This is a genomic window from Pyxidicoccus trucidator (genome assembly GCF_010894435.1).
Lineage (GTDB): Bacteria > Myxococcota > Myxococcia > Myxococcales > Myxococcaceae > Myxococcus > Myxococcus trucidator.
Genome location: NZ_JAAIXZ010000005.1, coordinates 463,644 through 490,424, shown reverse-complemented (window position 1 = coordinate 490,424; position 26,781 = coordinate 463,644). Strand labels below are relative to the sequence as shown.

14 protein-coding genes are annotated in these 26,781 nt (G+C 68.2%); 6 read left to right on the top strand and 8 right to left on the bottom strand.

Annotation, left to right across the window (positions count from 1 at the left end; translation table 11 throughout):
* Positions 1–84: 84 nt before the first annotated feature.
* Positions 85–1,398 carry a hypothetical protein gene (locus tag G4D85_RS17855; RefSeq protein WP_164013437.1) on the bottom strand — a complete coding sequence of 438 codons (1,314 nt, stop codon included), beginning with the start codon at positions 1,396–1,398 and terminating at the stop codon, positions 85–87.
* Positions 1,399–1,640: 242 nt separating this feature from the next.
* Here G4D85_RS17855 and G4D85_RS17850 point away from each other — a divergent pair, with 242 nt between their 5' ends.
* From G4D85_RS17850 to G4D85_RS17830, 5 genes are all read left to right on the top strand, one after another.
* On the top strand, positions 1,641–5,819 hold the full coding sequence (locus tag G4D85_RS17850) for an Ig-like domain-containing protein (RefSeq protein WP_164013435.1): 4,179 nt from the start codon (positions 1,641–1,643) through the stop codon (positions 5,817–5,819).
* 490 nt (positions 5,820–6,309) lie between these two features.
* Complete coding sequence (locus G4D85_RS17845; RefSeq protein ID WP_164013433.1) at positions 6,310–7,614, top strand: AHH domain-containing protein; 1,305 nt, start codon at positions 6,310–6,312, stop codon at positions 7,612–7,614.
* Positions 7,615–8,202: an imm11 family protein gene (locus G4D85_RS17840; RefSeq protein ID WP_164013431.1), complete on the top strand. Its 588-nt coding sequence runs from the start codon at positions 7,615–7,617 to the stop codon at positions 8,200–8,202.
* A gap of 62 nt (positions 8,203–8,264) precedes the next feature.
* A complete protein-coding gene (locus G4D85_RS17835; RefSeq protein ID WP_164013429.1) occupies positions 8,265–8,459 on the top strand; it encodes a hypothetical protein in 195 nt (64 codons plus the stop codon).
* Positions 8,460–8,643: 184 nt separating this feature from the next.
* Positions 8,644–12,513, top strand: coding sequence for a G8 domain-containing protein (locus G4D85_RS17830; RefSeq protein ID WP_240359355.1), 3,870 nt, complete (start codon positions 8,644–8,646; stop codon positions 12,511–12,513).
* A 23-nt stretch (positions 12,514–12,536) separates the two neighbouring features.
* Here the strand turns inward: G4D85_RS17830 and G4D85_RS17825 are convergent, their stop codons facing one another.
* Positions 12,537–13,403, bottom strand: coding sequence for an energy transducer TonB (locus G4D85_RS17825; protein WP_205525586.1), 867 nt, complete (start codon positions 13,401–13,403; stop codon positions 12,537–12,539).
* A 266-nt stretch (positions 13,404–13,669) separates the two neighbouring features.
* Positions 13,670–16,261: a zinc metalloprotease gene (locus tag G4D85_RS17820; protein ID WP_164013423.1), complete on the bottom strand. Its 2,592-nt coding sequence runs from the start codon at positions 16,259–16,261 to the stop codon at positions 13,670–13,672.
* Positions 16,262–16,930: 669 nt separating this feature from the next.
* Here G4D85_RS17820 and G4D85_RS17810 point away from each other — a divergent pair.
* Positions 16,931–18,376, top strand: coding sequence for a serine/threonine protein kinase (locus tag G4D85_RS17810; protein ID WP_164013420.1), 1,446 nt, complete (start codon positions 16,931–16,933; stop codon positions 18,374–18,376).
* 42 nt (positions 18,377–18,418) lie between these two features.
* Here G4D85_RS17810 and G4D85_RS17805 read toward each other — a convergent pair whose 3' ends face one another.
* The 5 genes from G4D85_RS17805 to G4D85_RS17785 form a co-directional block, all read right to left on the bottom strand.
* Positions 18,419–18,871 carry a sigma-54-dependent transcriptional regulator gene (locus tag G4D85_RS17805; protein ID WP_164013418.1) on the bottom strand — a complete coding sequence of 151 codons (453 nt, stop codon included), beginning with the start codon at positions 18,869–18,871 and terminating at the stop codon, positions 18,419–18,421.
* Complete coding sequence (locus G4D85_RS17800) at positions 18,861–21,920, bottom strand: ATP-binding protein (RefSeq protein ID WP_164013416.1); 3,060 nt, start codon at positions 21,918–21,920, stop codon at positions 18,861–18,863. The genes G4D85_RS17805 and G4D85_RS17800 overlap by 11 nt, the downstream gene beginning before the upstream one ends.
* Positions 21,921–22,154: 234 nt before the next feature.
* Positions 22,155–23,732 (bottom strand): DUF1501 domain-containing protein, encoded by a 1,578-nt coding sequence (locus tag G4D85_RS48855; RefSeq protein WP_205525585.1) that lies wholly within the window; start codon positions 23,730–23,732, stop codon positions 22,155–22,157.
* Positions 23,733–23,744: 12 nt separating this feature from the next.
* Entirely contained in the window at positions 23,745–24,794 is a 1,050-nt protein-coding gene (locus tag G4D85_RS17790) for a hypothetical protein (RefSeq protein WP_164013414.1), read from the bottom strand.
* The gene (locus G4D85_RS17785) at positions 24,794–26,635 is read right to left on the bottom strand and encodes a DUF1549 domain-containing protein (RefSeq protein ID WP_164013412.1); all 1,842 of its coding nucleotides are present in this window, start codon (positions 26,633–26,635) and stop codon (positions 24,794–24,796) included. The genes G4D85_RS17790 and G4D85_RS17785 overlap by 1 nt, the downstream gene beginning before the upstream one ends.
* Positions 26,636–26,781 lie beyond the last annotated feature (146 nt).

Genomic DNA, 26,781 nt, shown 5'->3' with positions numbered 1-26,781 from the left:
GTTGACGTGGAGGGCCGGCGTGCGGCCCTCGGAGGCCCGCTCCACCCCGCGGCCCAGGCGCGGCGGGCCCTGGCCCCAGCGAGCTCAGGGCCCGTCGCACCCGGGGGCCCAGTGCCCATCGATGTGGGGGCCATGCCAGCGGAAGGTGTAGCGGCCGGGCAGTGAGGGCACGAAGACGAGGGAGGCACCCGCTCCGCCCTTCTGCTCGGACCGCAGTGACCTGGCGCTCTGGAGGGCCGACGGCGAGGGGCAGCGCAGCGGGCCTCGACGCGGCAGGGACTCCGTCTCGCAGGACCAGAGGGCGTCACTCCCTTCCAGCACGACGCAGCGCGCTCCCTCGGGAGGGGATTCCTGGCGGGGACCCTGGTGCGCCCTCAGGTGGAGCCGGACGCCCGGGCCCAGCGCAGCCCAGAAGGACTGGGCCTCCCCCTCGGGCCACTCCACCCGCACGAGCAGGAAGCCCTGCACCCGGGTGCCCACCTCGAAGCCCTTCGCTCGCGGCGCCCAGTGGGAGGAGAGCTCCTGCCCATCCACCCAGAGACGTGGAGGCGCGGCGCCGTCCACGGTGAAGAGGGCGGCCTCGCCTCCCTCCACCGAAGCCCGGGCCACCAGGTCCAGCGCCGCGGCATCCCTGGGGGCGAGCCGCTTCATGAGCAGCAGGGTGCGCAGGGTGCCCTGGGCGCTCCCGTCGAAGTGCTGCCCTTCGGTGGCGAGGAGTGTCACGGCGGCCTGACGCTGGCGCGAAGGCGCTTCACCGGGAGCCAGCAGCCCGAGGAGGAGTTCCTGCATGACCTTGGAGACGCGCGGGCGCGTCAGGGTACTCCAGGTGTGCTCGGACGTGCCCTGGGGGAGGGCGAGGTCGAACTCGAAGTTCCGTGAGGGGTGCTCGGCGATGAGGCGGGCCCGCGGGCGCCCGGCTTCGCGGCTCCAGGCGACGACGAGTTGCGGGATGCCAGGGAGCTGAACGGGCTTCGTCCGGCCTCCCGCGGACAGTCGAAGCTCCACGCGCCAGGGGCCCTCGAGGGCCAGCGCGCCCTCCTCGGTGGAGAGCGGGTCCGCGCCGTACTGACGGAGGGTGAGGCAGGCGCCGGGCTCCAGGGCGAACGAAGCCGAGAGCCGGAAGGGCTCGGGGACCGCGAGGCGGACGCTCCAGCCGGACTGTGAGGGCGGTGGCGCGAGATAGCGTCCCTCCGAGCCTGACCACGAGACCTGCTCCCAGTCGAGCGCGCCGACGAGGTGGGCGGCCTCCGGGCCGAGGTGACTCCGGGCCCAGCGGACGAGCGTGGGCCGGGAGGGAACGCCGTCATCACCGGGAGCGCCGTCCACGGGCTCGCAGGGTGTGCCGGCGGCCTCGGCGGAGACGGCGGTGAGCAGGACCAGCAGCGGGAGCAGGTTCACCGGGAGGATTCTCACCCGATGGTGGGGCTGCCCCCAAGGCCGGCCGGACCCGGAGTGTCTGGGCTGCGCCCCCGGGCGCGACGCAACCGGCGACCGGGCGCGGCGATAATCCCGCCACGACAGCCCCTTCCACGCATTCCCCACCCAGGCAGTTCCCACCGGCCCTGGAGAGAGCAATCTCCGGGGCCGTCGCCTTTCGTGCGCGCACGGCCTGTCGCACTCCCCCCTGAAGGACCCACCCCATGCATTCCCCCCCTCCGGAGCGGACCGTCCGCTCCCTCCTCGCGTCGCGCTCGGGCCTCATCGGCGCGCTCACCTGCGTCCTGCTCACCGGCTGCGTCGCACCCTCCGGCTCCCCCGAGCCCACCGAAGCGCCTGGAGCAACCCCCGTGCGACAGGCGCTCGCCTGCAGCGGCGGAGGCAGCATCGACCAGCACGCCGCGCAGTGCGACGGCACGGGGAAGCTCCTGTCCTGGGCGCCACCCACGAACCCGGGCTCGTCCGCCGCGTATGACTACGTGCTGGACCTGAACCAGAACTACCTGCTCGCGCTGCCCAACCTGTCCAACCTCACGAACCCCTCGGTGCCCAAGCCCGCCTACTACGCGCACTCGTACCTGTGCAGCGGCACGGCGCCCGGGTGTTCTCCCGCTGGCCAGCCGGTGGGCTGGCCCCACAACCCCGCCGGACTGAATGCGATGCTCATCGAGTCCGGCCTCGCGTACTCGCCCTACAAGAATGACCCGCGCCTGCGGGACGCCGCGCTGGCGCTGCTGGACTGGCACCTGGCGCACGGAATGACGGCCGTGGGAGACCACTGGTCGCAGGTGCCCTACGCGAGCGGCGCCAGCGGCACGCTGACGTACGCCGGTGCGCAGGCGGGCGGGTCGGTGGGAGTGGGGGACGGCGTGGGCTACCTCCAGCCGGAGAAGGTGGGCGCGCTCGCGTGGGCCGCCGTCCTGGCCTTCAAGTTCAATGGCAACACGGCCTACCGCGACATGGCCATCCACGCGGCAAACCAGCTCACCAGCCACCTGCGCACCCCGAGCGCCACCGTGTCGCCGTGGCCCTACCGCGTGCGGGCCTCCGACAACGTCGTGCGCACGGGCGCGAACATCGTCGACAACTACGCGTCCAACGTCGTGGAACCCCTCAAGCTCTTCCAGGAGCTCATCCGGCTGGGCCAGGCGGGCGCCCTGGACGGCGCACCCGGCTACACCGCCACGCGGCTGTCCCAGTGGCAGAGCACCCAGGCCACGGTCCTCGCGTGGCTGCTCGGCGCCAACGGCCCCATCGCGACGCAGAACTGGACCCAGTACTTCGAGGATGTGGGCTCGGACGCCACCAACAACCTGAACCAGCTCGTCCCCGGGGAGACGGCCAAGTTCCTCATGGACAACCCCGCCCTGGACCCGAGCTGGCAGGCGCACGTGCAGAACATCATCGCCTTCATCGAGACGAACTTCGGGGACACGCTCGAGTTCGGCGCGCGGCCCATCAAGGAGCAGTACGCCTTCCACTACAAGATGGGCAGCCACACCGCGCGCTACGCCGCGGTGAATGCGCGCTACGCGGAGCTCACCGGGGATGCGGCGGCGAAGGACAAGGCCTTCCGCGCGTTCAACTGGGCCACGTACATGGTGCGCAACAGCGGGCTGACCATCGACGGGCCCTACCCCAACAACGTCTGGTTCACGGATGGCTGGGGTGACTTCATCCGTCACTTCGTCATCGGCATGGGCGCGCAGCCGGACTGGGCGCCCGCCGGACAGAACCACCTGCTGCGCTCCACCTCCGTCGTGAAGAGCGTCACCTACGGGCCCGGCAGCGAGGTCCGCTACACCACCTACGACGCCAGCGCGACGGAGGTGCTCCGCCTCGCCTTCGTTCCCTCGACGGTGACGGCGGGCGGTACCGCCCTCTCCCAGCGCACGGACCTGGCCGCGGACGGGTGGACCTTCGACACCGGCAACCACGCGCTCCGCATCCGCCACTCGACCAGCGGCGTCATCGTCATCTCCGGGGCGCCTCCTACCGCGCCCACCGTCGCCATCACCACGCCCTCCGCCGGGCAGAACTTCACCGCGCCCGCGACGCTCAGCCTGGGCGCCACGGCCACGGCCATTACGGGCCGCACGCTTGCCAGCGTCACGTTCCGCGCGGGCGCCACCGTGCTCTGCACCGTGAACGCCCCGGTCTCCAATCCCGCCACCTGCACGGCCACGAGCAGCCTGGGCAATGGCAGCCACACCGTGAGCGCGGAGGCGGTGGACTCCCTGGGAGAGAGCGGCTCCGCGTCGGTGGCAATCACAGTCGCCGGCCCGCCCACGGTCAGCATCCTCAGCCCCACCTCCGGCGCCACGTTGCCCACGGGGAGCATGACGCTCAGCGCCTCAGCCAGCGCGGGCGCGGGGCGGACCCTCACGCGCGTGGAGTTCTTCCAGGGCACCACGTCGCTCTGCTTCACCACCACCGGCACGGGGTGCACCTGGAACGCGACGGCCGGCACGTATTCCAACGTCTTCGCCCGCGCGACGGACAATGGCAGCCCGGCGCTCGTCACGAGCTCCGCGCCGGTGAGCTTCACGGTGAGCCCCTCCGTGGGCGGCGTGCGGCTCGTGGGCGTCGACACCGTGGGGACGCAGAACGACTTCGACAACGGTGGCTCGGTGAACGTCTTCCAGTACACCGCCGTCGCGACGGGGACGCTGGGGACGCTCAAGGTCTTCGCGGCGCCGGGCAATGCCAATGGCTCGCTGTCCATAGGCGTCTACAGCGATGCCTCGGGCGCTCCGGGCACCCTGCTCTCCTCCTGCACCACCTCCGTGGTGGACCCGCTGCCGCTGGTGACGGGCCAGTGGTACGGCTGCACCGCCTCGCCGCAGGTGACGCTCACATCGGGCACCGTCTACTGGCTGGCCCTGCTGGGCGCGAACGGGGGCGGCGTCTTCCGCTACATGGACCTGCCCACCGGCTCCATGCGCTACTCCCCCACGGGACTCTCCGCGCTGCCAGGCCCCACGTTCGGCACCTCCACCGTGTACGCGGGCGCGTCCAGCGCGTCCATGTATGGCCTCTCGGCGGGCAGCTCCACCGCGCCGACGGTGTCCATCACCCAGCCGGCCGCCAACGCCAACTTCACCGCGCCCGCCAACCTGAACCTCCAGGCCACCGCCACGGCGGGTCCGGGCCGCACGCTCACGAAGGTCGAGTTCTTCGACAACGGCACGACGCTGCTCTGCACGGTGAATGCGCCCACCACGACGTCCGTGAGCTGCGGGGTCAGCTCGCTCCAGGACGGCGCGCACAGCGTGACGGCGAAGGCCACCGACGACACGCTCCAGGCCACCACCTCCGCCGCGGTGCCCCTGACGCTGTCCAACCCGCCCACGGTGAGCCTCACCTCGCCCGTCGCCAATGCCACGTACACGGCGCCAGCCTCCGTGCCGCTCTCCGCGACGGCCACCGCGGGTCATGGCCGGAGCATCGCGCGGGTGGACTTCTACGCGGACGGCACGTCGCTCATCTGCACCAGCAACACCAGCCCCTATGGCTGCACCTGGAGCAATCCCGCCCAGGGAAGCCACACGGTGCGCGCCGTGGCCGTGGACACCGGCAACCCCGCCGCCAGCACGAACTCCGCCACCGTTTCCATCACCGTGAGCAGCGCCGCCACCGCGCCCGCGGCGCCCACCGGGCTGACGGCCACGGCGGTGTCGTCGGGGCAGATCAACCTGGCGTGGACCGATGCCTCGACCAACGAGAGCGGCTTCCAGGTGGAGCGGGCGCCGGACGTCTCCGGGGTCCCGGGCACCTTCGCCCAGGTCGGGGCGCCGGGCGCCAACGTGACGACGTTCAGTGACACGGGCCGGGCCGCGAGCACGCGCTACTGGTACCGGGTCCGGGCCACGAACGCCGTGGGGAGCTCGGCCTTCACGGCCAACGCCAGCGCGACGACCCCCGCCGCGCCCACGGCCCTCGTCGGGAACAGCACCGTGCTGACGACGTCCGACTTCGAGCACGCGGGCGTCGCGGCCGCGTTCGACTACGTGGCGAGCGCCACCGGCAACGTCACGCAGCTGCGCGTCTACGTGGATGGACAGACGGCGGCCACCACGCTCCAGCTCGGCCTGTATGCGAATGGGAGCGGGACGCCCGGCGCGCTGCTGCGCAGCTGCACCGTCGCGACAGTCACGCCCGGTGCATGGAACGTCTGCACGATTACGTCCCAGGCGGTGACATCGGGCACGACGTACTGGCTGGCCGTCCTCAGCCCCACCGGCGGAGGCGACATCTACTGGCGACACACCAGCGGCACCGGTTCCTACAAGGTGCAGCCGGGTCTCGCCACGCTGCCCTCCACCTGGTCGGGCACCGGCGGCTATCCGGGCAGCAATATGTCCGCCTACGCCGGCAACTGAGCCACCACGCGGCCAGGCGACGCCAGCAGCTCGCGGAGGGCATCACGGGTCGGCCTGGTCGAATCGGGGACCACCGACTCCAGCATGCCCTTCGCGCCTTTCGCCGCCTCCTCCCGCGCCCCGGCAGCGCATAGGGCGAATAAATGGCCGCTGGATGGTGAGGGCTGGAGCAGAGGGGCCGAGGAGGGACGTTGACGGGTGGAGCCTGGGCTGAATGCCAGGCCGGTAGACAGACCGTACAGCCCTCTTTGGACACGCCCCTGCCCAGGCAGTCCTCACAGTGCGTGCTCTCGTCTCCATAGGGGTAGCCGCGCACGCGGTGAACCCGAGGCGCCATCACTAGTGCCGCGCTCCAATCCTCCGAGGAGCTGTCCAACTCCCCGGAGCCTGGGAGACAACACCGCTGGCGTGGTGTTCAAGCTTTCCTGACTAAACTGATATGTGACTGCCCAGCTCCTCCTCCCGGGGAGCCACGCGCTTGGGGGGCATCATGCGAATTTACGGAGTCGTTTTACTGGTCGTACTCGCAACGGGATGCGCGACCACGCGGGTTGTCCACCTTGACACCGGGCAGGGAGCGCCCATCGCCTTCACGCCGTTCGAGGCCGAGCCAGTCGAAATTGGCGAGGAGGAGTTCAAGGCTGCCCTCTCGCGACTCATCCTCGACATGAGGCTGGATGTTGCGTTCCGCGAGACGGACGAGGCGGACCAGCGGGGGTGGGCCCAGTCCAGGACCCTGCTCGCATCTTCGAAGGGCCTCGCCGATTCTGGCTCCAGAGCTTCACCTGAGTCGTTGTACGCGCGCATCTGCCCAGAGTCGGAGGACTGCTTGCCCCTGGTAGCTGGGACGGGGCTACCGTTCGGAAGGAAGGATCGGACGCTGATGGCGTTATCGTTTGCGCTTGATACCGTCTGGGAGAGCGTCGAAGCGGAGGTCGGTAAGATGCTAAATCCGGCAGTGCTCAAGGCAATGTTGACGTCGGCTGCACTGACCGTACTCTTCGCGATGACCCTGCCCGAGCCTGTCACGAAGGTCCTCGCGGTCGCGTTTACAGCCGCCATGGTGGCTTACCTCGGCATGATTCCGGTATGGGAGATTGGTCGTGGGTTCGTCCGTCTGTGGGACGACGCTGGGAAGGCAACAAGCGTCATCGAGTTGCAGGACATCGGCCACAAGTTCGGGCGCGTGTTGGGAACGAACGGCGCACGCGTCCTGGTGCTACTCGTCACTGCGGCCCTTGGCGGAAAGAGCGCGATGGCGGCTCAAGGCCCCAAGCTCCCCGGCTTCTCCCAAGCCGCACTTCGCGCGCAGGCCGAAGGTGGATTCCTGCTTTCAGGTGCGCTGAATGGCGCAGTGGGCTCGATCGCGGTGCCGGCTGCCGGTGTGCTTCATGTGGCGCTCACGCCGGGAGCCGTCGCAGCGATTGCGATGTACTCGAACGGCCAGAATCCTGGTGACGCGGAGGGACCGGTTCACCACATCTGCACGAACAAGAACACGATTTCTGCAGCGTCCGGAGGTCCTTGGACTCCGTTGTGCGAGGAGGTGTTCGGCCGTGCCGGGATGTCCCTCGATGACGTCGCCAATCGAGTCCGGCTTGGAGGACATCAAGGCCCTCACCCGCGCGAATACCACGAGGCAGTACTGAGACGGTTGAATCACGCTCTAGGGAAATGCAGGAATACAGAGACGTGTCGGGCTCGCCTGGTCGAGGAGCTTGCCACACTCGCGGATGAACTTCTGACGTCTGGCTCTGAGCTTCGGCGTCTGGTTGTGCCGAAAGAGGGCAATTAGATGGCTCATCATTTTTACGACGTAGGAATTGCCGACCTCCCTCAATGGGTTCTGGAGTTACCCGTCCCTGCGTCCGGCGGCGAACTGGATGACCCGTGGATGTTTGGCGATGGCAGGCCAGTGCCAGATCCCGGACCACTCAAGACCAAACTGCTCCGAGCAGGGCCCCAGCGCTCCTTTTCAGTGGCTAATTCCGGGAGGACGCCTATCGCAGATGAACGGGTCGCGAGTGCTTTCCGTGAATTCGCCCCTGATGACGTCCAGGTATTTCATATAGCCGTCGAAAGTTGCACGAATCCATTCTTCATCATCAACGCAACAAAGTGCTTCAAGTGCGTTGACGAAGCGAACTCCCGCGAGGTCCAGCTCTATCCTCCAGACGGAGCTGCACTTGAGCGAGTCGGCACATACCGCGCAATCTACGGGCTGAGGATCGACACGTCGAAGACTGAAAACGCGCGGGTCTTCCGAATACAGGGTTATCAGTCAGCTCTCATCGTGTCTGAGGAAATCAAGAACGCGCTTGAGAGAATCGGGAACCTGGGAGTGCATTTCGAGCGCGTGACAGGCCATCACCCACCGAGATAGTGGTCGAGCCCCCCGGGGGCTCTCGCTGGGGCCAGGCTCGCACCTGCCGTGGGCAAGCCCAGGTGCTGCTGCGGCATCTTCATGGCCGTGGTGGTGACGAGGATTTCCTGCGTGCGCGACTGCACGAGCGCCAGGTGAAGCGGGTGGCCCCTTATCGCTGGGGCCGCAAACGAAAGAGCATGCTGGATGGCCGGGAGTTACGCCGCTACAGCGGCGCCGGATCAAGCGATGATTGCATTGATGAACTGCATTTGTAGTTACCTGTGCTCCCAGTCGGAGCAGAGGCGGTGCAGCCCCCTTTGGGTACACGCCTGCCAAGGCTGTCCTCACGGGAGGAGATGGCAGAGGGTCGGGCCCGCGATTTGACGGCCCCCTGTCGAGAGCGCCATAAACCCGACAATGAAGACTTCACTGTATAAATGGACTCTGCTGCTTTCCTTGGTGGTACTGGCGTTCCCTGACGGCGCGGTCGCCGCCAGCCTGAGCTCCGCATCCTCCACGGCCTTCACCGTTCCCAACGGGACGTTCGAGACGCCGGCCCTCCCCGCTTCGCCCGGGTATGCGTACGCGCCCGCGGGCTCTGGCTGGGACATGGTCAACGGCGCGGGCCTGACCAGGAACACCACCCCCTTCACCGGTAACACCCAGCTCGCTCCAGAGGGCGCCCAGGTGCTCTTCCTCCAAGGGGTGGGCGCCGCTTCGCGGACGCTCAACTTCGCGGCGGGCTCCTACCTCTTCAGCTTCTCCGCCGCGCAGCGCGCGAACATCCCCAGCGCCCAGCGCATCGAGCTGCGAGTCGACGGCGCGGTCATCCAGACGTTCACCCCCGCCGGGACGGCCTACCAGCGCCTCACCTCGGTCGCGGTGCCGCTGGCCTCCGGCCCCCACTCCATCGAGCTGCGCGGAGCCAACACCGTGGGTGACCACACCGCCCTGGTGGACGCGCTCCAGGCCACGCGTATCAGGGACCTCGGCATCAGCGGCTTCGAGTCCCCTGCCCTCCCCGCCTCGCCAGGGTACGCCTACACTCCGGCGGGCGGGCCGTGGACCTTCTCCGGGGGCAGTGGCCTGTCCCGCAACGCCAGTGCGTTCACGGCGGGAAACCCGAACGCACCCGAGGGCGCCCAGGTGCTCTTCCTCCAGGGCGCCACCTCGGCGTCCACCCCCGTCACCGTCCCGCGCGGTGGCTACTACCGGGTCCGCCTCCGGGCCGCCCTGCGCGCCGGCGACCCGACCCAGCCTCCGGCCAAGAACGTACGCGTCACCCTCGGCGCCACCCAGCTCGGCGAGTTCCGCCTCACCAGCATCCAGTACCTGGAGTACCTCTCGCCCGCCCTCTACCTGGACGCGGGCACCAGCACGCTGAGCGTGATGGGCGTGGACACGGCGCCCGGGGACCACACCGGGCTGGTGGATGACCTCCGGCTGGAGATGCTCCACGACTGGCAGGACCCGTACGTCTGGGGCGGCGCGGTGCCCGGCGCGAGCGACGACGCCACCGTGAGCGTCGGCAGCGCCGTCGTCCTCCAGGGAACGGCCACGCCCAGGACCGTCACCGTGAGGGGCGAGCTGCTCGGCGCCCAGAACCGGAACCTGAACGTCACCACGAAGTACGTGATGGTGATGGGCAGCGGCTCCCGGCTCGAGGTGGGGCAGGAGCTCACGCCCTATCCGGGCTCGGCCACCTTCACCCTCAACGCCACGGCGGCCGACCCCGAGGTCATGGGGATGGGCAACAAGTTCATCGGCGCCATGGACAACGCCACCCTCCACCTTCACGGCCGGCCGCGCGTGAGCTGGACGCAGCTCAACGGGAACGTGAGCGCGGGCAGCGCCACCGTGAGCCTGAAGGAAGCCGTGGACTGGCAGGCGGGTGACAAGATCGTCATCGTCTCCAGCCGCCTGCAATGGAACGAGGCCGAGCAGCGGACCATCGCGAGCGTCCAGCCGGGCAACACCACGCTCACGCTGTCGAGCCCGCTCACCTGGCCGCACACCGGCGTGGTGAAGACCTACTCCAACGGCGCGCGCTCGTGGACGGCGGACCTGCGCGCCCAGGTGGGACTGCTGACACACAACATCCTGGTGCAGGGGGATGCGGCGTCCGCGACCTCCGGGTTCGGCGGACACGTGATGATCATGGACAACTCGACCGCGTACTTCAGCGGCGTCGAGCTCTACAACATGGGCCAGAAGGCGCGCCTGGGGCGCTACCCGTTCCACTGGCACATGCTGGGCAGCGCGGGCGCGGGCCAGTATTTCAAGAACTCCAGCGTCCACCGCTCCTACAACCGGGCCATCACCATCCACGGCACCGAGAGCACGCTGGTCGACAACAACTTCTTCTATGACCACATCGGTCACGGCGTGTTCCTGGAGGACGGCAGCGAGCGCTTCAACGTCATCCGGCGGAACGTGACGCTGCTCACCAAGAGGCCCGCGCCGGGCGAGCAGGTGACTCCGTCCGACAACGAGCTCGACCAGGTGCAGAACCGCACCCCGGCCAGCTACTGGATCACCAACCCCCAGAACACGTTCGAGGACAACGTCGCGGCGGGCACCCAGGGGACCGGCTTCTGGTTTGCCTTCCCCGAGCGCCCCATGGGGCAGTCCGCGACCGACCCGCGCTTCTCGTCGATGCGTCCCAGGACGCTGCCGATGATTGCCTTCCGAGGCAACAGCGCCCACAGCAGCATGACGGGCATCGACATCTTCGACGGGCTGGACGCCAACCACTCCATCCAGCCGAACCTGGGCTGGTCGGACACCGCCCCGCACCTCATCGAGAACAGCACCTGGTACGCGAACGACATGGCCATCTACACGGGCATTGGCGCGGGTGGCCCGTCCGACAACCTCTTCTTCCGCAACAACGTCCTGGTGGAGAACACGGTCGGCACCATGCTGGCCAGCTACAGCGTCGTCGACCAGAGCGTGTTCGTGGCCAACTCCGGCGAGAACCTCAACGGCGGGCCCCTTCACGCCTACCGGGTGTATGACGGCGCGGGCCAGGTCCGGGACTCCCACTTCATCGGGTGGGACGCCGCCAACGCCAACTTCCTCATCAACACCGGCGCGGCCATCAAGCACACCAACCACTTCTTCTCCGGGAACACGATGTCGCCCGCCGCTCCGCCCCGCACGGTGCTGGAGGACTTCGACCTCCGCCCCGCCCCGGGCACGCACGCCAACCACGCCGGGCACCCGCGGTACTGGTCCATCGCGCTGAGGGATCTCACCGGCGGCATCACCGGCAAGGCCAACACCACCCTCGTGTCCAGCCAGCCGTTCATGCGCGTGGGCGACGAGTACCGCCCGCCGAACTGGGTGAACGCGTACCGGAGCGACCACCGGTTCGTCCTCTCGCGGCTCTCCTACAACGTGCCGTTCGAGCAGACGCCCAACCTCACCTGCACGCGAGAGAAGGCGGGAACGCCCACGGTTCCTTTCTTCTACATCGAGAACTCGGGCTACCACGAGTGGCACCAGCTCCCGTTCATCGTCAACGAGGGCTTCGAGTACACGTATACCTACGAGTCCCTCCCCGCCGTGAAGGTGGTGACGATGAACATGGAGGACGCGAGCGTGGGCGACAACTACGTCGCCCGCTTCAAGGACTTCGGGAGGCTGGGGGGGCTCGCGCTCTCCTCCAGCCAGGGCGCCCTCACCTCCCACGCCTCGCTCGCCAACCTGCGCGGCGCTGGCACCTCGGGCTACTACGTGCAGCCGGGCGGCGACCTCTACATCAAGGCGGTCGCCACCGGGAAGAACCAGTCCTTCACCCTCAGCTGGAGCACGAACTTCGCGGTGCCTCCGCTGGACACGGACGGAGACCAGGTGACGGACTCCGTGGAGATCGCCGCGAACCGGCATCCCTTCGACGCCGCCGACCTGGGGGCGGAGTTCAACGCGCCGGGAGGCTTCGAGGGCTGGACGACCTTCGGCAACATCGCCGGGCAGGCGGTGGCCAACGGCGTGCTGACCGGCACCTCGTCCAACAACGGCGACGCGGTGGTCGTGAACAGCGACTACAACTTCAGCGCCAGCCGCGTGCCGCGGATTCACGTCCGCATGAGGGCCTCGCAGAACACCGGCGTGCAGCTCTTCTTCGCCACCAGCACCCAGCCCGGCTTCTCCGCCACGCGCGTGGCCAGCGCCGTCTACTCCGGCAACGGCGCCTACCAGACCGTCACGTTCGAGCTGGCGGGCCTGCCCGACTGGAATGGGACCATCACCGACCTCCGGCTCGACCCGGTATCGGGGTTGGGCATCCAGTTCGACATCGACTGGATTCGCGGTCCGGGGCTGTAGCGGGAGCCCTGCTCCCCCGGTCGCTATCGGGGGAGCAGGAAGTTGGTGGTGAACGTGTAGTCCACGTCGATGGGTTCGCCGTGGGCCGTGACGGGCGTGAAGCGAGCGCTGTGGAAGACCTTCAACAGCGCCTCCTCCATGTGCGGGAGCGGCTTCAGGACGCGGCAGCTCTTCACCGAGCCCTCACGGGTCAGGACGCACCGGGTGACCATCTGGCCCTGGACGCGCGCGGCCAGGGCCTCCGCAGTGTACCTCGGCGTGCCGCTGCACAGCCGCTGAGGAGCCGTCATCTCATCCCTCGCGAACTGCGGGATGGCGGGGCGCTCCTTCGGTGCGTCCGGTCCGAAGAAGGGGTCGCCGAAGCCGCGTGCCCGCTCCGGAAGCTCGAAGTCCGCGCGCCAGGTGTCCGCCGAAGTCCGGGAGAAGACCCACCGATACGTCTTCGTCACCGGTGCTGACGACACCTCCATCCAGTGCCGCAGGATGGCCCGCCGCGAGTCGAGGGACTCGGACTCACTCAGGGCCGCGGTGGGAAAGGCCGGGTCCTCCCAGCGGGGCCGGGTCTGCCAGAGGGTGACGGCCGCCGTGCAGGCGCGGACCTCAATCGACGCCACCTTGCAGCGGATGTGGTTCGCCACCTCGGCGAAGACGGCGGGCTGGTCCAACGGCGTGCGCGCCACCACGTTGGGGAAGTCCCGGACGTGGAAGAGGTCCGCCTCGCGGATCAGCTCGTAGGGGCGCGTACCTCGCGGCAGGCGCGACATCGCCGGAGCGTCGACCTGGTGGTGCCTGCAGAGGAACTCCGCGCGCTCCTTCAGCGCGGCTTCGTCCCGGAGCCGCGGGTCTTCCTCCGGACTCAGGCGCTTCGCAGTGGGAGGGGCGCCCGCCAAGGGCTGCTGTTCCGGCAACACTTCGACTTTGGGGGCGCTGGACACGCAGCCGGTGAGCGAGAGGAGACAGAGGAGCGCGGTGCGCATGGGTGATGGAAGGTGCATGGTCTGAAAAGGAGTGGGCCGGCCCCCACCCTCAAGATCTCGGCATTGCGTATCGCATGGCACAGTCCCTCTCCACAGCTGATTGGGGGAGCGGGTCCGATTCCCGCCGCGTCCACGCTGTTTCCCGCGTCCCAGCTTCCGCGTCCCAACCCACGCTCCACTCACGATTTCAGATTCTGTCGCGACCACCCGCGCAGCCGGAGCAGACACAGGCCACAGAAATACTGGCTGTTTCTGTGGTAGCCCATGAGGCAGGTCATCATCCGTGAATCATGGAAGCCTGGCTCCACCCCTGCAGTAGAGCCCGGATTGGAAGGACGATCTTGCTCATCGAGCGGCGCGTGCGCCAGGAAGAGCGAGTGCCCGAGCTCATGAGCCGCGGTGACTCCCATGCTCTGCTCGACGTCCTTATTCGCACCGGAGAGCTTCTTGGCCCCGGCATAATCAGAGGAACTGCACAGGTTGGCGAACACGGCCACCTTCCCCTCCATCGAGGGGAAAAGCATGGCATAGCCCAGGATGGTCACTTCCAGGGAGTTGCCACCCTCCTCGCGATCACGACGGCAGCACCCTGGCAGGTCCAGGAAGTAGACGCCCTCTGACGCACCGTGCAGTTCCTTTTCGATGACGCACTCGAGGATCCACTGGGCCCACCCCTTGTTGCTCTTCTCATAGAGATCGCTCAGCTCCTCCTCGGTCGGGCCCATCATCCGCTTCTGTCTTTCATCGGGCCCATTCGAGGAGAAGTATTCCAGCAGGTTTTCAATGGTCTTGCCGCTGGACTCTCTCAGATATTCCTTCCTGAATTCGGAGTAGCTGCGGAAGTGCAGAACATAGGCTCCCTTGCGCCACTCTTTTTCGTCGAGTTTCACCGCCGCGGAGAGCACAGCGCTGTTGCGGCCCTGGACCTCGGTGCTGACTTTTTCATGGAAGCTCTCAATGGACGTGGGCTGCTCGAACAAGCACACAAACTCAGTGAATGCGTGTGTGTAGCGTCGGCGGAGTCGCTCGATTTCCAGCTTCCAGGCGGACTCGGACGGCTCAGATGATGGAGATGGTGAATGGGTGACCTGGCTCGACGAGATCTGGCCATGAAGCTCCCGGAGTCTCCGAGCCTTGCCCTCGGCATCATCCATCTCCAGCTCCGTGAGGGTCCACTCGGGATCCTTCCCGGTCTTGAACCAGTGCTCACGCCATTTGCCGTAAGAGAAGTTGCCGCTCTCGAAAGCGGCCGTCAGCGCCGCGTCGAGTTCCTCGAACTCCTCTTTCGGCGACTTGCCGGAAATGCTCGCTTCAAGAGAAGGAGCGAGCGTCATCACCTGGAGAGCCTCCGGCTCCTGGACGAGGTATTGGACCAGGTGGAGCTGCCTCCAGACCTGGAAGGTACCAGTCGTGCCAATGACGGTCGCCTGGATGTCCTCGTGGGCATCGTCGAGTTGATGGACACCGGTCCCGGCTCCGTCGTACCTCCAGCAGGCGCTCACCCGGTACGAGTCTCCCGCGATGCGTGAAGGTTGGAAGATCACCCCGGTCTTGCCAGGGCATGGCCCATCGTTCGGGATTCGGCTGATGGCGGCCCATGAGCGGGGCCCGGGGCGCCGCACCTCGAACGGAAATCCGCTCCGGTTCTCCTGGGAGACCAGGGCGAGGACGCGGTCCTTGTCCGCGCTCGAGCCACTCTTTCCGCCATGGTCGACATGGCAATTATTGCCCTTGAGAAACGCAGAAGAGGACGCCGTCCCCTTCAGGTAACGCTTCAGGTATTCGTTGATCTGTTCCTCGTCCTCACTGGCCGTGACTCCCCCGTTGAGCGTGACCGGTGGCGAGGGAGGCTCACTCCAATCCCAAAGGAGTTCAGTCCCCGCCACAGCCTTGGGTGCGGACACGGACTCGCCTTGCGAATTGCTCACGAGGAGCTCCGCGACGAGAGGGAGCTCCGGCCCATTCCCCCATGCTGCCTCGTACTTCGCGAAGGGGACGTCGGAGTCCAGCGCGTGCCACTCGTCGGTATTCACGCTGAAGATGTTGCTGGGAAGCAGGACCTTCGCGAAGCTCCCCTTCTCCGCGGGAAAGGACTTCGCCTCCCACATGGCCCGGGTGATTGCCCGGTCCTTGTCCCCATCCGGAGACGCGCGCAGCCAGTCCTCGTCTCCCGGAGAGAGCCGCACCTCCGTCGCAACGACGTCCAGATAGATCCATGCGGAGCCCACCTCCGCGACCGCGCCGGATTCGGGCGTGATCGTCATCTTCAGCAGATACGGCGCATGTTCGACGCTCAGACACTCCAGCGGGAACTTCTCCTTTGGGACGTTCACCGCGAGATCCAGAATCGAGAGCCCGCCCTCTTCCCGCTCGCCTCCATGCAGCGACCCGTCGAAGGCACACTCGCCTGAATCCGCGCGGAGCTCCACGGACTTCCAATCGATCACCCTCTGCCAGAACGGCTCGGAGGGGACCGACGAGCGCATGTAGAGCTCGATCACCGCCGAGCGGATGTGCGGGGCGCCGTCGAAGGTCCAGGAGAGCTTGAGCTCCTCTTCCGCTCCTGGCGCGAGCCGATACCTCCCCGCGGCCTCCGGCTCGAGTGGAGAATGGGGCGCCGTGAAGCAACGAGCTTCGGCCGGATGGGGTGTCAGGGCGAGGCTCCTGATGCCACACCGTTTGACGCTCTCGAGCGGGCAGGAGAGCTCCAGGGACAGGGAGGAGAGATTGACCGATTGGAAGTCGTCGACTTGGAGTTTCGGCGGATACATCCAGGCTCCTTCAATATAGGCCAGAGGGTGATGGCCCCATGCGCCAACGCCTCAATGAGTCCATGGGGATGCCGGCCCCTCCGCCCAGGCCGATTCGTCGCGCGCTCGCTGGACCTCCTCCCAATCCGCTTGCGTCGCGAGCGCGACCATCTTCTGGAAGCGACGCCCAGGAGGATCTTCACTCGACCTCAACACCTTTCCGAGGCGCGGGTGCTCATCGAAGTTCGGCGCGAACCGGAACATGAGTGAAATGAACGAGAGGAGCATGCGCTCGTCACTCAGGCCATGCTTCCGCCCGCGCGCGAGCCCCACGAGCACTCGTCGTTCGAGCTCGGCGTCATCGAGGCCCGCGACAGCGCCAGCATGGTTGTCACGGAGGTACCTGGCCACATCACGAGCGAACTGCCGCTCCCTATCGGAGCGGAGCGCGTCCAACTGCCCCTGTCGAATCCGTAGCACGGGTCCAAACATAGCCCCGCTCCCGCCACGCCAGGACATGCCCACGGCGGGCGGGAACATTTCCAGAACAGCCGTGGGTCCCCTGGCGCTCCGGACTCCCACGTCAGTCCGGTGGGGAGGGCTGTCGTCCACCTGCCGGATGGGGTTGGAGTTCCACTACCTCGCGAGTAGTCTCCTCGGGCGCGGTGCGACCGCCTCACGAGGTGCCTCATGGAGTCTGATTACCTCAGTCCGGGAAGCCTGCCCCCCGGGACGCGACTCGGCCCGTGGCTGCTGCTCGGGCAGCGCGGCCGGGGCTCCTACGGCGTCGTCTACCGCGCCGTGCTCGAAGCGCAGCAGGAGTCCGCGCACATCGTGGCCCTCAAGCTGGCCCTGCACCCGGGGGATGGGCGCTTCGCCCGGGAGGCCGAGCTGCTCTCCCGCGTCCACCACCCCGCCGTCCCACGCCTGCTGGACAGTGGCCACTGGCAGCCCTGCGAGGGCGTCTCCTACGCCTGGCTCGTCATGGAGTGGGTGGAGGGCACGCCGCTCTATGCGTGGGCACAGTCACAGCGCCCGTCTTCACGACAGGTGCTTCAGCTTCTGGCCCGGCTGGCCCGCGCCCTGGACGCCACCCATTCGGCAGCAGGCCTCCACCGCGATGTGAAGGGTGACAACGTCCTCGTCCGGCGCGCGGACGCGCAGCCCTTCCTCATGGACTTCGGCTCAGGACACCACCTGGGCGCTGCCACCCTCACCTCTCACCTCTTTCCTCCAGGCACCCCGTCCTACCGCTCGCCCGAGGCGTGGCGCTTCGTCTTCGGCCCCCGTAAGCCCCCGCCCGTCCCCTATGCCCCGGGGCCCGCGGATGACCTCTTCGCCCTGGGTGTCACCGCCTATCGCCTCGTCACCGGGAAGTACCCTCCGTCCGCCCACCCCTGGGAGAAGGCGGAGGCCTGGCTCTGGCGCTCCGAGGAGCTGGCGCACTGGACGGCGCGAGTCTGCAACCCCCGCTGCATTCCGGAGCTCAGCGCCCTGGTGTCCCGGATGCTCTCGCCCCGCCCCGAGGCGCGAGGCAGCGCGCGCGAGGTGGCGGAAGCGCTGGAGCAGGCGGTGCGCAACGCGGGACGCGAGGCGGATGTGCCGCTCTTCACGGGAGAAGAGCCTCGGCCCGCGGGCCTCCTTCCCGTCCCCCAGCGCGTCACGGTGCGGCGCCCTCCTCCCATGCGCAGGTGGCCCAGGCTCGCCGCCGCCGGCCTCGCAGGCGCACTCGCGCTGAGCGCCGGGGGGCTGCTGAGCGTGAGTCGCTCCGAGGAGCCCGCGACGTCCCGCCTCGCGCAGCAGGAAGAGACGAAGGATGCCGGCACCGTGGCCGTCGGGGACTCCGTACTGACGGCGCCGGTGGCACCAGAGCGAGTTCCCTCCATGTGGTCCTCCATCGCGGTAGACCTGCCACCGAAACCCTTCCCAGGGCAGCGGCGCCCGGACGGCTACGGCCGCTGTCCCAGCAAGGTACAGGTCGCCATCAATGGCGGTTGTTGGACGAAGGTGCCCGTGGACGTGAAGTACTGTGATGATTGGGACGGCGTTGCATACAGGGGCACTTGCTACCAACCCGCCATGACTCGGCCACGCCCTGCCACCTCGGGCCCCGCGACTCGAGACGACAATCCATAGCCAGCTGCTCCAGAGCCTGACTTGTGCTCCCGGCCGGGGACCTCATTCCAACAGATTGGAGGACGCCGCGCTCCCGGCCGGTTGCAGGCTCTTGTGCCGACCGGCCTCGAGGGCCCCGCGGATGAGGTTCAGCAGGTCGTCCATGTCGAAGGGCTTGGAGATGTAGCCGTACGCGCCCTCGAGCAGACAGCGGGTCGCGGTCTCAGCGGAGGCGTAGCCCGTGGCGATGATGACCTGCAGGTCGGGATGGCTCCGCTTCAGCCGCACCAGCGTCTCCACGCCATCCATGCCAGGCATCCTCAGGTCCGAGATGACCAGGTCGAAGCGCCCCGCCTCCACCAGGGCCACGGCCGAGGCGCCGCTGCTCGCGGTGCTCACGTCGTAGCCCTCGAGCGAGAGAATCGTCGCCAGCGTGTCACGGATGTCCTCCTCGTCGTCGACCACGAGGATGTGCTCGCGCGCGCCACCGTGCTCCCCTGGGAAGTCAGTCCCCATGGTGTCCCCTGGCCTCCGCGGGCATCCAGAGGCGCACCCCGGTACCGTGGCCCTCCTCGCTCTCGACCTGGACGGCGCCTCCCTGGTCATCGATGAACCGGCGGGCCAGCGACAGGCCAAGCCCCATGCCCTCGCCCGGGGGTTTCGTCGTGAAGAAGGGGTCGAAGACGTGCGGCAGCACGTGCGCTGGGATGCCGGGCCCGCTGTCTCGTACCGTCACCTCCACCCCGTCCCTGCCGCCCCGCTCCCGCGGCTGCACCTCGACCTTGACCCTGGCCCCCGGCGCGCTCACTTCCAGCGCGTTGGTCACCACGTTGCCCAGAGCGGACTCCACCTCCGCGGCATTCACATGGACCCAGGGCGAGCCGGCCGGGGGAAGCACCGCCTCCAGGTGGATGTCGCGCCGCTGGGCCTCGGGGCGGAGCGTCTGGAGCACCCGGTCCACCAACACTCCCGCCTGGAGCCACTCGCGCCTGGCGGCCGCCTGACGCGAGAACTCCAGCAGCGCCTTCAGCACCTGCGAGCACCGCTGCGACTGACGGTCGATGGCGAGCAGCGACCGGCGCAGGCTCGCCGGATCCATCATGTGCTTGCAGAGGAGCTGGGAGTTCATGCGGATGACCGCGAGCGGGTTGTTCAGCTCGTGGGAGAGCCCCGCCACCAGGGTGCCCACCGCGGCCCGCCGGGCGCTCTCGACGACCTGCGCCTGCGTGTCGCGCAGCGTCTGCAGCGCGGCCTGCAGCTCGCGCGTGCGAGCATCCAGTTCCAGGTAGACCCGGTGAAGGCGCACGGCGGCGCGTACCCGTGCCCTCAGCTCCGTTGGACCGAAAGGCTTGCCCAGGTAGTCGTCCGCGCCCGCGTCCAGGCCCCCGACCACGTCCTCGCGGCTGGCCTTGGCCGTCAGCAGGATGATGGGCACGTCCCGGTACCGCGGGTCCGCCTTCAGCCGGGCCGCCAGCTCGATGCCGTCCACCTCCGGCATCATGAGATCCGACACGATGACGTCCGGCCTCCGCTGCTGTACCGCCTCCCAGGCCTGCCGGCCGTTCTCCACCAGCACCAGGTCGTACTCGTCGGCCAGCAGGTCCGCCAGGTACGCCCGCATGCCGGGGTTGTCGTCGGCGACGAGCAGGTGCGGTGCCGGGTGCGCGGGGCGCCGGGATACCTGATGAGTCCCTGGCGGAGTCTCGAACCGCCGGAAGGAGCCTTCCGTGGGAGAGACGGCGGCCATGCCGCGGGGGCCTGGCTGGGAGGAAGCCACCCCGGCCCCCGGCAGCCTCACGGTGAAGCACGCACCCGCACCGGGCTCGCTCCGCACGGCGACATGGCCCCCCATCAGCTCGGCGAACTCCTTCACGATGGCCAGGCCCATTCCCGTGCCCTCGTGCTTGCGTGTGGCGGAGCCGTCGAGCTGCTGGAACCGCTGGAAGATCATCTCCTGCTTGTCCTTGGGAATCCCCGGCCCGGTGTCGCTGACCGCCAGCACCAGGCCCTCCCCCTCCCGCCGCAGGGACACGGTCACCCGTCCCCCGGCGGGAGTGAACTTGAGGGCATTGCCCAGCAGGTTGACGACAATCTTCTCGAACTTGCGTCCGTCCATCAGGACGACACCGAGGTCGGGGCCCGCCTCGAAGCGCACGTCGAGCCCTCGCAGGCTCCCCGCGGGACTGGCGTCGTCCACGATGCCCGCCACGAAGTCCACGATGTCCATGGGCTGCGGGTCGAGCAGCAGCTGTCCTGCCTCCAGCTTCTGATGGTCCAGGATGTCGTCGACCAACTGGAAGAGCCGCACGGCATTGCCGTGGATGCGCTCGAGGTCGCGCCGGGCGCGCTCCGGGAGCTCGCTGGCGCGGGAGGAGAGCAGCGAAGCCAGGGGCCCCAGGATGAGGGTCAGCGGCGTGCGCAGCTCGTGGCTCATCACGGTGAGGAACTCGCTCTTGGCGCGGGCGGCGTTCTCTGCGACCTGCTTTGCCTTCTCCAGCTCCACCTCCAGCCGCTTGCGCGCGGTGATGTCCACGTAGATGCCCAGCAGGCCCGTGACGTGTCCGGCCTCGTCCCGGATGGGGACCTTGCTGGTCAGCAGCGTGCGCTGCGAGCCGTCCGAACGGAGGACCGGCTCCTCGATGTCATGGAACGACCGGTCCTCCTCCATCACCTCGCGGTCGATCTTGACGAAGAACTCCGCCTCTTCGCGCTTGCTCCACACGTCGAAGTCAGTCTTCCCGACGAGGTTCTCCAGGCTGCCCACGCCGGTGTCGTTGATGAAGTTCTGGTTGCCGCCCAGGAAGCGGCCCTGCCGGTCCTTCCAGAAGACGGCGTGGGGCACGTTGGCGATGACGTACCGGAGCACCGACTGCTGGTGGCGGAGAACCTGGATGGCCTGCTCACGCTCGGTGACATTGTTGGCCACGCCGATGACGCGGGTCACCTCTCCCGTGGCATCACGGACCGGGGTGTAGTGCACGTCGAACCAGGTCTTCTTTACCGCCCCCACCACCGACACCTCCTCGCCCCCCAGCGCCCGATGGGCGCTGTCGACAATCCACTCGACGTCCCGATAGATGTCGAACAAGGAAGAACCGACGAGCTGCCCGGACCGCAGCCCGAGGCCCTCGTGCCCCTTGCCCTCGGCGTGGGTGAGGATGCCTTTCCTGTCGAACACGAACAGGAGCACGGGGGCGTGGCTGAGCACCAACTGGAGGCGCTGCCGCGACTCCTCGCACGACACCTCCTGTGCTGCCGGCCCGGAGCGCTCGTCGCCCCGGATGACGTCGCGCAGGAAGAGCCACCCCTGGCCACGCCGCGGATGAAGCCGCAGCTCGAGCCTTCGCCCGGAGGCTCCAACGGAGACGACCCTCTTCACCGGCGTCCCCTCGGACCAGGCGCGGGCCGCCTCGTCGGAGATTGAAGTCAGCGCGCGACCGAGCAGCCGGGCCCGGGGACACAGGAGGAGCCGCTCGGCGGCCGGGTTCACCGCCTGGATGTGGCCGGCGGCGTCCACCGCGATGAAGCCGTCTTCCAGGGTCTCCGCCAGTTCCAGGGCGGACACACCTTCCAGGCTGCGTTCCTGGCCAGGAGGACCCGACGGGGACTCATCAGTGGGGTGCGGCTCCATTGCACGGTGCCTCGGGGGACGTAGGCCTAAGGTACGCATGTGCTCGTGCTGGAGCCACGCGGCCCTTCGGCTGCCCTCCCAGGCGAGTCAGGCCCCCGAGCAGCAGCCGAGCGGTCCCTTCCTCGGCTTGCCCGCCTTGCCCGGGACGTATGGAAGCCGCCGGCGGGATTACGCCTTCCGGAGTCCCACCACCTCGCCGTAGCCACCGGGGATGAAGAACTGGTGCGGCTCCATGCCCATGATTCGCAGCGCGGTGGTGGCGACGTCCGCGGACCTGGGGACGCGCTTCGAGGGCTGCCCCGTCTCCTCGATGAGGTCCACCGGAACGCCAAGCCCGCGCGTCGTGTACGAGCCCACCTGCCGGTTCCCCGCCACGTTTCCGCCCGCGAAGCAGACCGAGGTGTAGGGGTGGTGATCATCCGGCAGGGCGTAGCTGCCGTCACCCGCGCGATAGGCCCAGCTCCGGCCGAACTCGCTCATCACCAGCACCAGGGTGTCGTCGAGCAGCGTCTTGCCCGGCTTGCCGGGAGCCGGCGTGGCCTTCATCTCACCCAGGAAGCGCGCGACGCAGTCCATCAGCCCGCGGCCGTGCGCGCAGCTGAAGGCATGGCCATGGCCATTGTGGGTGTCGAAGTCGAGCTGCAGTGAGACGTGCACCGAGGTGCACAGGTCCGACTTGAGCAGCCGCAGCGCCATGTCCATCCGCGGGTCGAGCCCGGTGAGGTGGAAGTTCGCGAGGCCGAACGTATAGGTGAAGGTCTCGTTCAGGTAGCTCGACAGGTACGAGGGACGGCTCGTCTTCAACGTGTCGATGCCCTTGGTGCTCTCCAGCAGGGAGACGACATCCGTCGCCAGCACGCGGGAGACGGACGACAGCGAGCCATGCAGGCCCTCCAGGTAGTTGTCCACCTTCGCCGTCGAGCGGCCCAGGAACTGCTCGGCGCGCGAGAGTGAGAAGCGCTCCACTGTCGTCGTCTTCAGGGTGCTTCCGGTGGGCCGGCCGTGCGCGTCCAGCTCCGGCGCTGCGGTGCGCGCATCCAGCCCCGTCCACCAGGCGTTGTCCGCGGGCTTCGCGGAGAGCATCGGCTTGAGCGCTTCGATGGATGGAACGCGAACCGGCGAGGCGTGGGAGGGCAACCCCATGCCAACCGGCATGCCCCGGTCTCCGGAGACGACCACGAACGGCAGCGGTCGGCTCTCGCGGTACCGCTCGTACAGGTGGTTCGCGATGACCGAATGCACGGCGGGCGCCCGGTAGTCCGCACCGGCGACACCACACATCGCGGAGATGAAGGCGCTCGCGTGGTCGTTGGTGCCCTGGTCGATGCCGTGCAGCACGCTCAGCTGCTCATGCAGCGCGAAGTGCTTGTAGCCATACATGAGCGGGCTGTAGCTGCCGCGCGCGGCGGGGTCCTGGGGATTCCAGGACTGCCAGGTCCGCAGCGGCTTGTAGGGGCCGCTCGCGGGCGCGAGGCTCACCACCTTGCTCGCATCGAAGAAGACGGGCTCGCCGCTGTAGCCGGCGGGCGCCGGGACGCAGAGCGGAATCTCCGCATCCTCCAGCGGGGTGAAGTAGTACGCCGGCCGGTAACCGCCCGGGATGTAGAGCACCACGAGCCGGGAGGGGACGTCGGAGTCCGCGGCCTGCGCGATGCCGGAGCCAAGGAGCCCCGCGCGTTCGAGGAGCGCGAGCTGCCCCGCTCCGAGAGCCCACTTGAGCAGCGTGCGTCGAGAGGTGTTCGGCATGGGGTCCTCGGCTCAGTAGGTAATCCACAGCGGGTGACGGATGAGCGCGGAGCAGACGCCAATCCAGGCCAGGCGCGTGCTCTGCGTTTCGAGCGGGAGGTAGACCTGCTCGTGCAGCGCCGTCAGCTCCGCGTCCGGAGGCGGCTGTCCGAGCATGCGCAGGTAGAGGTTGCGCAGGTTCTTCTGCACCGCGTCCGGGTTCTTGGCGGAGGTGTCCGCGAGCGTCACGTAGCGCAGCACCGCCGGGTTGTTCCTCTTGTCCACCGCGCGCGCGCACCAGGCCTGGGACATCTGGACCAGGGACTGCGCGGCGGAGGGGCCGAAGCTCACGTCCCTCTTGCGGTACAGCAGCGAGTTGCCACCTCCGAGCGCCTCGAAGCGCTCGACGGTGCGCGGGTCGGAGACGTACTCGCCCGAGATGCCGGGCGCCCAGTCACCCGGCCACACGAAGAACTTGTTCCAGTTCACCACGTACGCTCTGTTGCGCCAGTCAGGGTTGCTGGTGCTGACGAAGTCCTCGAGCGTGAGCCCGAGCTGGTCCATCAGGCTCACCACCATCTCCTCGGCGGACAGCCGGCGGACGCGGAACTCCTCGGGCGAAGGCGTCTCCAGCTGCTCGGGTGGAGCCGGAAGGTCGCGAATCCAGGCCTCCACCTGTGAGATGGTCAGCGTGACGCGGCCGTTGGCGACGAGCTCGTCGTAGGGCTGGCCCGGCGGCATCTGGGGATAGCTGCCGGGGGCAGTGCCCTTGAGCATCTGGACGAGGAGGCTGTTCTCCGGGTCCCCTCGCTTCACGTACCGCTCGTCGTAGACGAGCCCGCCTTCGAACGCGGCGAGCGAGGCGAAGATGGGCTTGTTGCCGGTGAGGTGGCAGCCCTGGCACGCGGGCGCGAGCGCGAGCCGAATCTCATCGTTCTTGCTCGTGGCCTCGCAGGCGGTGCCGCCATCCCCGGGGGTCGCCGAGTCATTGATGCGGGCCGCCTCCTGTTCCAGGCAGGCCGTCAGGGTGAGCGTGAGCGAGGCCAGCACGGCCGCGCCCAGCGACGAACGCCACGTGCGCATCACAGGCCCCTCCGAAGTTCGGGCTGTTCGAAGAGATAGCGGAGGAAGGGCCGGAGCTTGCGCTCCCCGCCGACGAACTCCCGCGTGAGCTTGTCGAGGAAGCCCTTCTCCGTGGCCGGGTTCAGCTCCCGGCCGATGAACATCGCGTAGAGCCTGCGCGTGGCGCAGCGGTCGAACTCGCCGGAGCGGACGAGGAGCTTGCCAAAGCCGAGCGGGCCCATGGTGCCGTCGCCGTGCTCCCCCAGCAGCGTGTACGACTCGGGCATCGTGTCGAGCAGCACCGCTTCCGGATTGGCTTTGAGCTGCTCGGGGGTGACCGGGGTCAGCACGGTGTTGGGCAGAAAGGCGTTCTTCCAGCGGAAGCCCGGCATGGTGCCGATGTGCGGATACTGCCCGGACAGCCACTCCTTCGTGACGCGCTGGTTGCCCACGCCCGGGATGAAGGGCCACGGGACGTAGTAGCTCGGGGCCGGGTTGAAGTCCCACCGCTTGAAGGAGATGGCCGCGGGGTCCAGCGTTTTATGGCAGTGCAGGCACGTCCCGCCGGTCGCCGGGTCGATCTCCAGCGGAGGGAAGTGCACGTCCGCGGGAGGCGGCGAGAAGCTCTGGCAGGCGAAGATCTCCAGGAAGCGCGCGGCCCGGACGCGCTCGCGCGGGAACGAGGACATCGCGCCCATCATGGTGAGCACCCCGGCGGCGGGAAGCCCCTTGGGCGCCTCGGTCGTGGTGCGTGGATCGAAGCGGTAGGTGCGGTCGAGGCTGCCGGAACGCGACCGGTCGGCGGTGAGCGCGAGGTGGAAGGGCTCCAAGTCCTCCACCACGAACTCGCGCCACGCCTGCGGGTCGTTCGGCGCCGGGTGCAGCGGGTCTCTCGGGGCGTTGTCCGCGTCCGGGCGCCACCACGTGGTATTCGCATCCACCGCGTTGCTGCCCATCTGCCGGCCGAAGCGCACGTACAGCGCACGCAGCCAGTTGGTTCCGACCGAGTAGTTGCCGATGACGAGGTCCGAGAGCGGCCGGTCATGCCACGCGAGGTGCGCGAACAAGCGCGCGGGCTCTTCGTACGGGTGGCGGCGTTGACTGCCGATGAGGTCGAAGGTGCTCGTGCCGCCCAGGCCGGAGAGCGGCGAGCACCACACCAGGTTCGGTCCGCAGCCGCACCCCTTGGGGAGCCCGGGGTCGTAGTAGCCACCGCTGGCGACGCCGCAGTCGAACACCCGCCCATTGGTGGAGTCGACGACCTGGGTGACGCTGGAGCCGGCCTTGCCGAGCACCTGGACCGAGGTTCCCGGAGCCCACCAGGGCTCGACAGTGTGCACCTCGGGCACGGCGGCGATGCCGTCCGCATCCTTGTCCGAGCACTGCTGGCCCGGGTCCTTCGAGCCGAACTCGTTCACGGCGTAGAACGCGCCCGGGTGCAGGCTGTTGCCAGGGCACCTGAACAGGTGGCCGGACATGTCTCCCTGGTATGCGTCACCGGCGGCGCCGGTGGTATACGCGCCCACCGCGAGCCACTCGTGTCCGAAGCGCAGCATCCGCTCGTAGAACTTCGGCGAGGTGAGCACTTCATCGAGCGTCGAGCGCAGGAGCACGGCGCGTGCTTCGGGCGTGGCCGCGGCCGCCATGGCCTCGTACTGCTCGACGGTCGGCGTGGTCCCCGTGAGTCCGAGCGCGATGCGCCGCAAGAGCCGCGTGTCGCTCAGCGAGTCACGGGTCGGCTTGACCGGCGGAGGCGGCTCGGGAGTGCATTGCTGCGCGTGCGCGTCGGGCCCGACGAGCCCGGACGTCGCGAACAGCACGGCCAGAATGGCCGCGCTCTTCAGGTGCAGGTGCCAGTGCATACATGCATCAGTAGCATGAAACACTGCATTCGGGCGCAAGGGAGTCTGTCTGTCATTCCGTGAGAAAGCGGGGTGGACTCCCCTCTACACCTGTCTGTCTTTCATGACGCCCGCAGCCGTAACGCACGGATGCTGGAAGTTGCTGC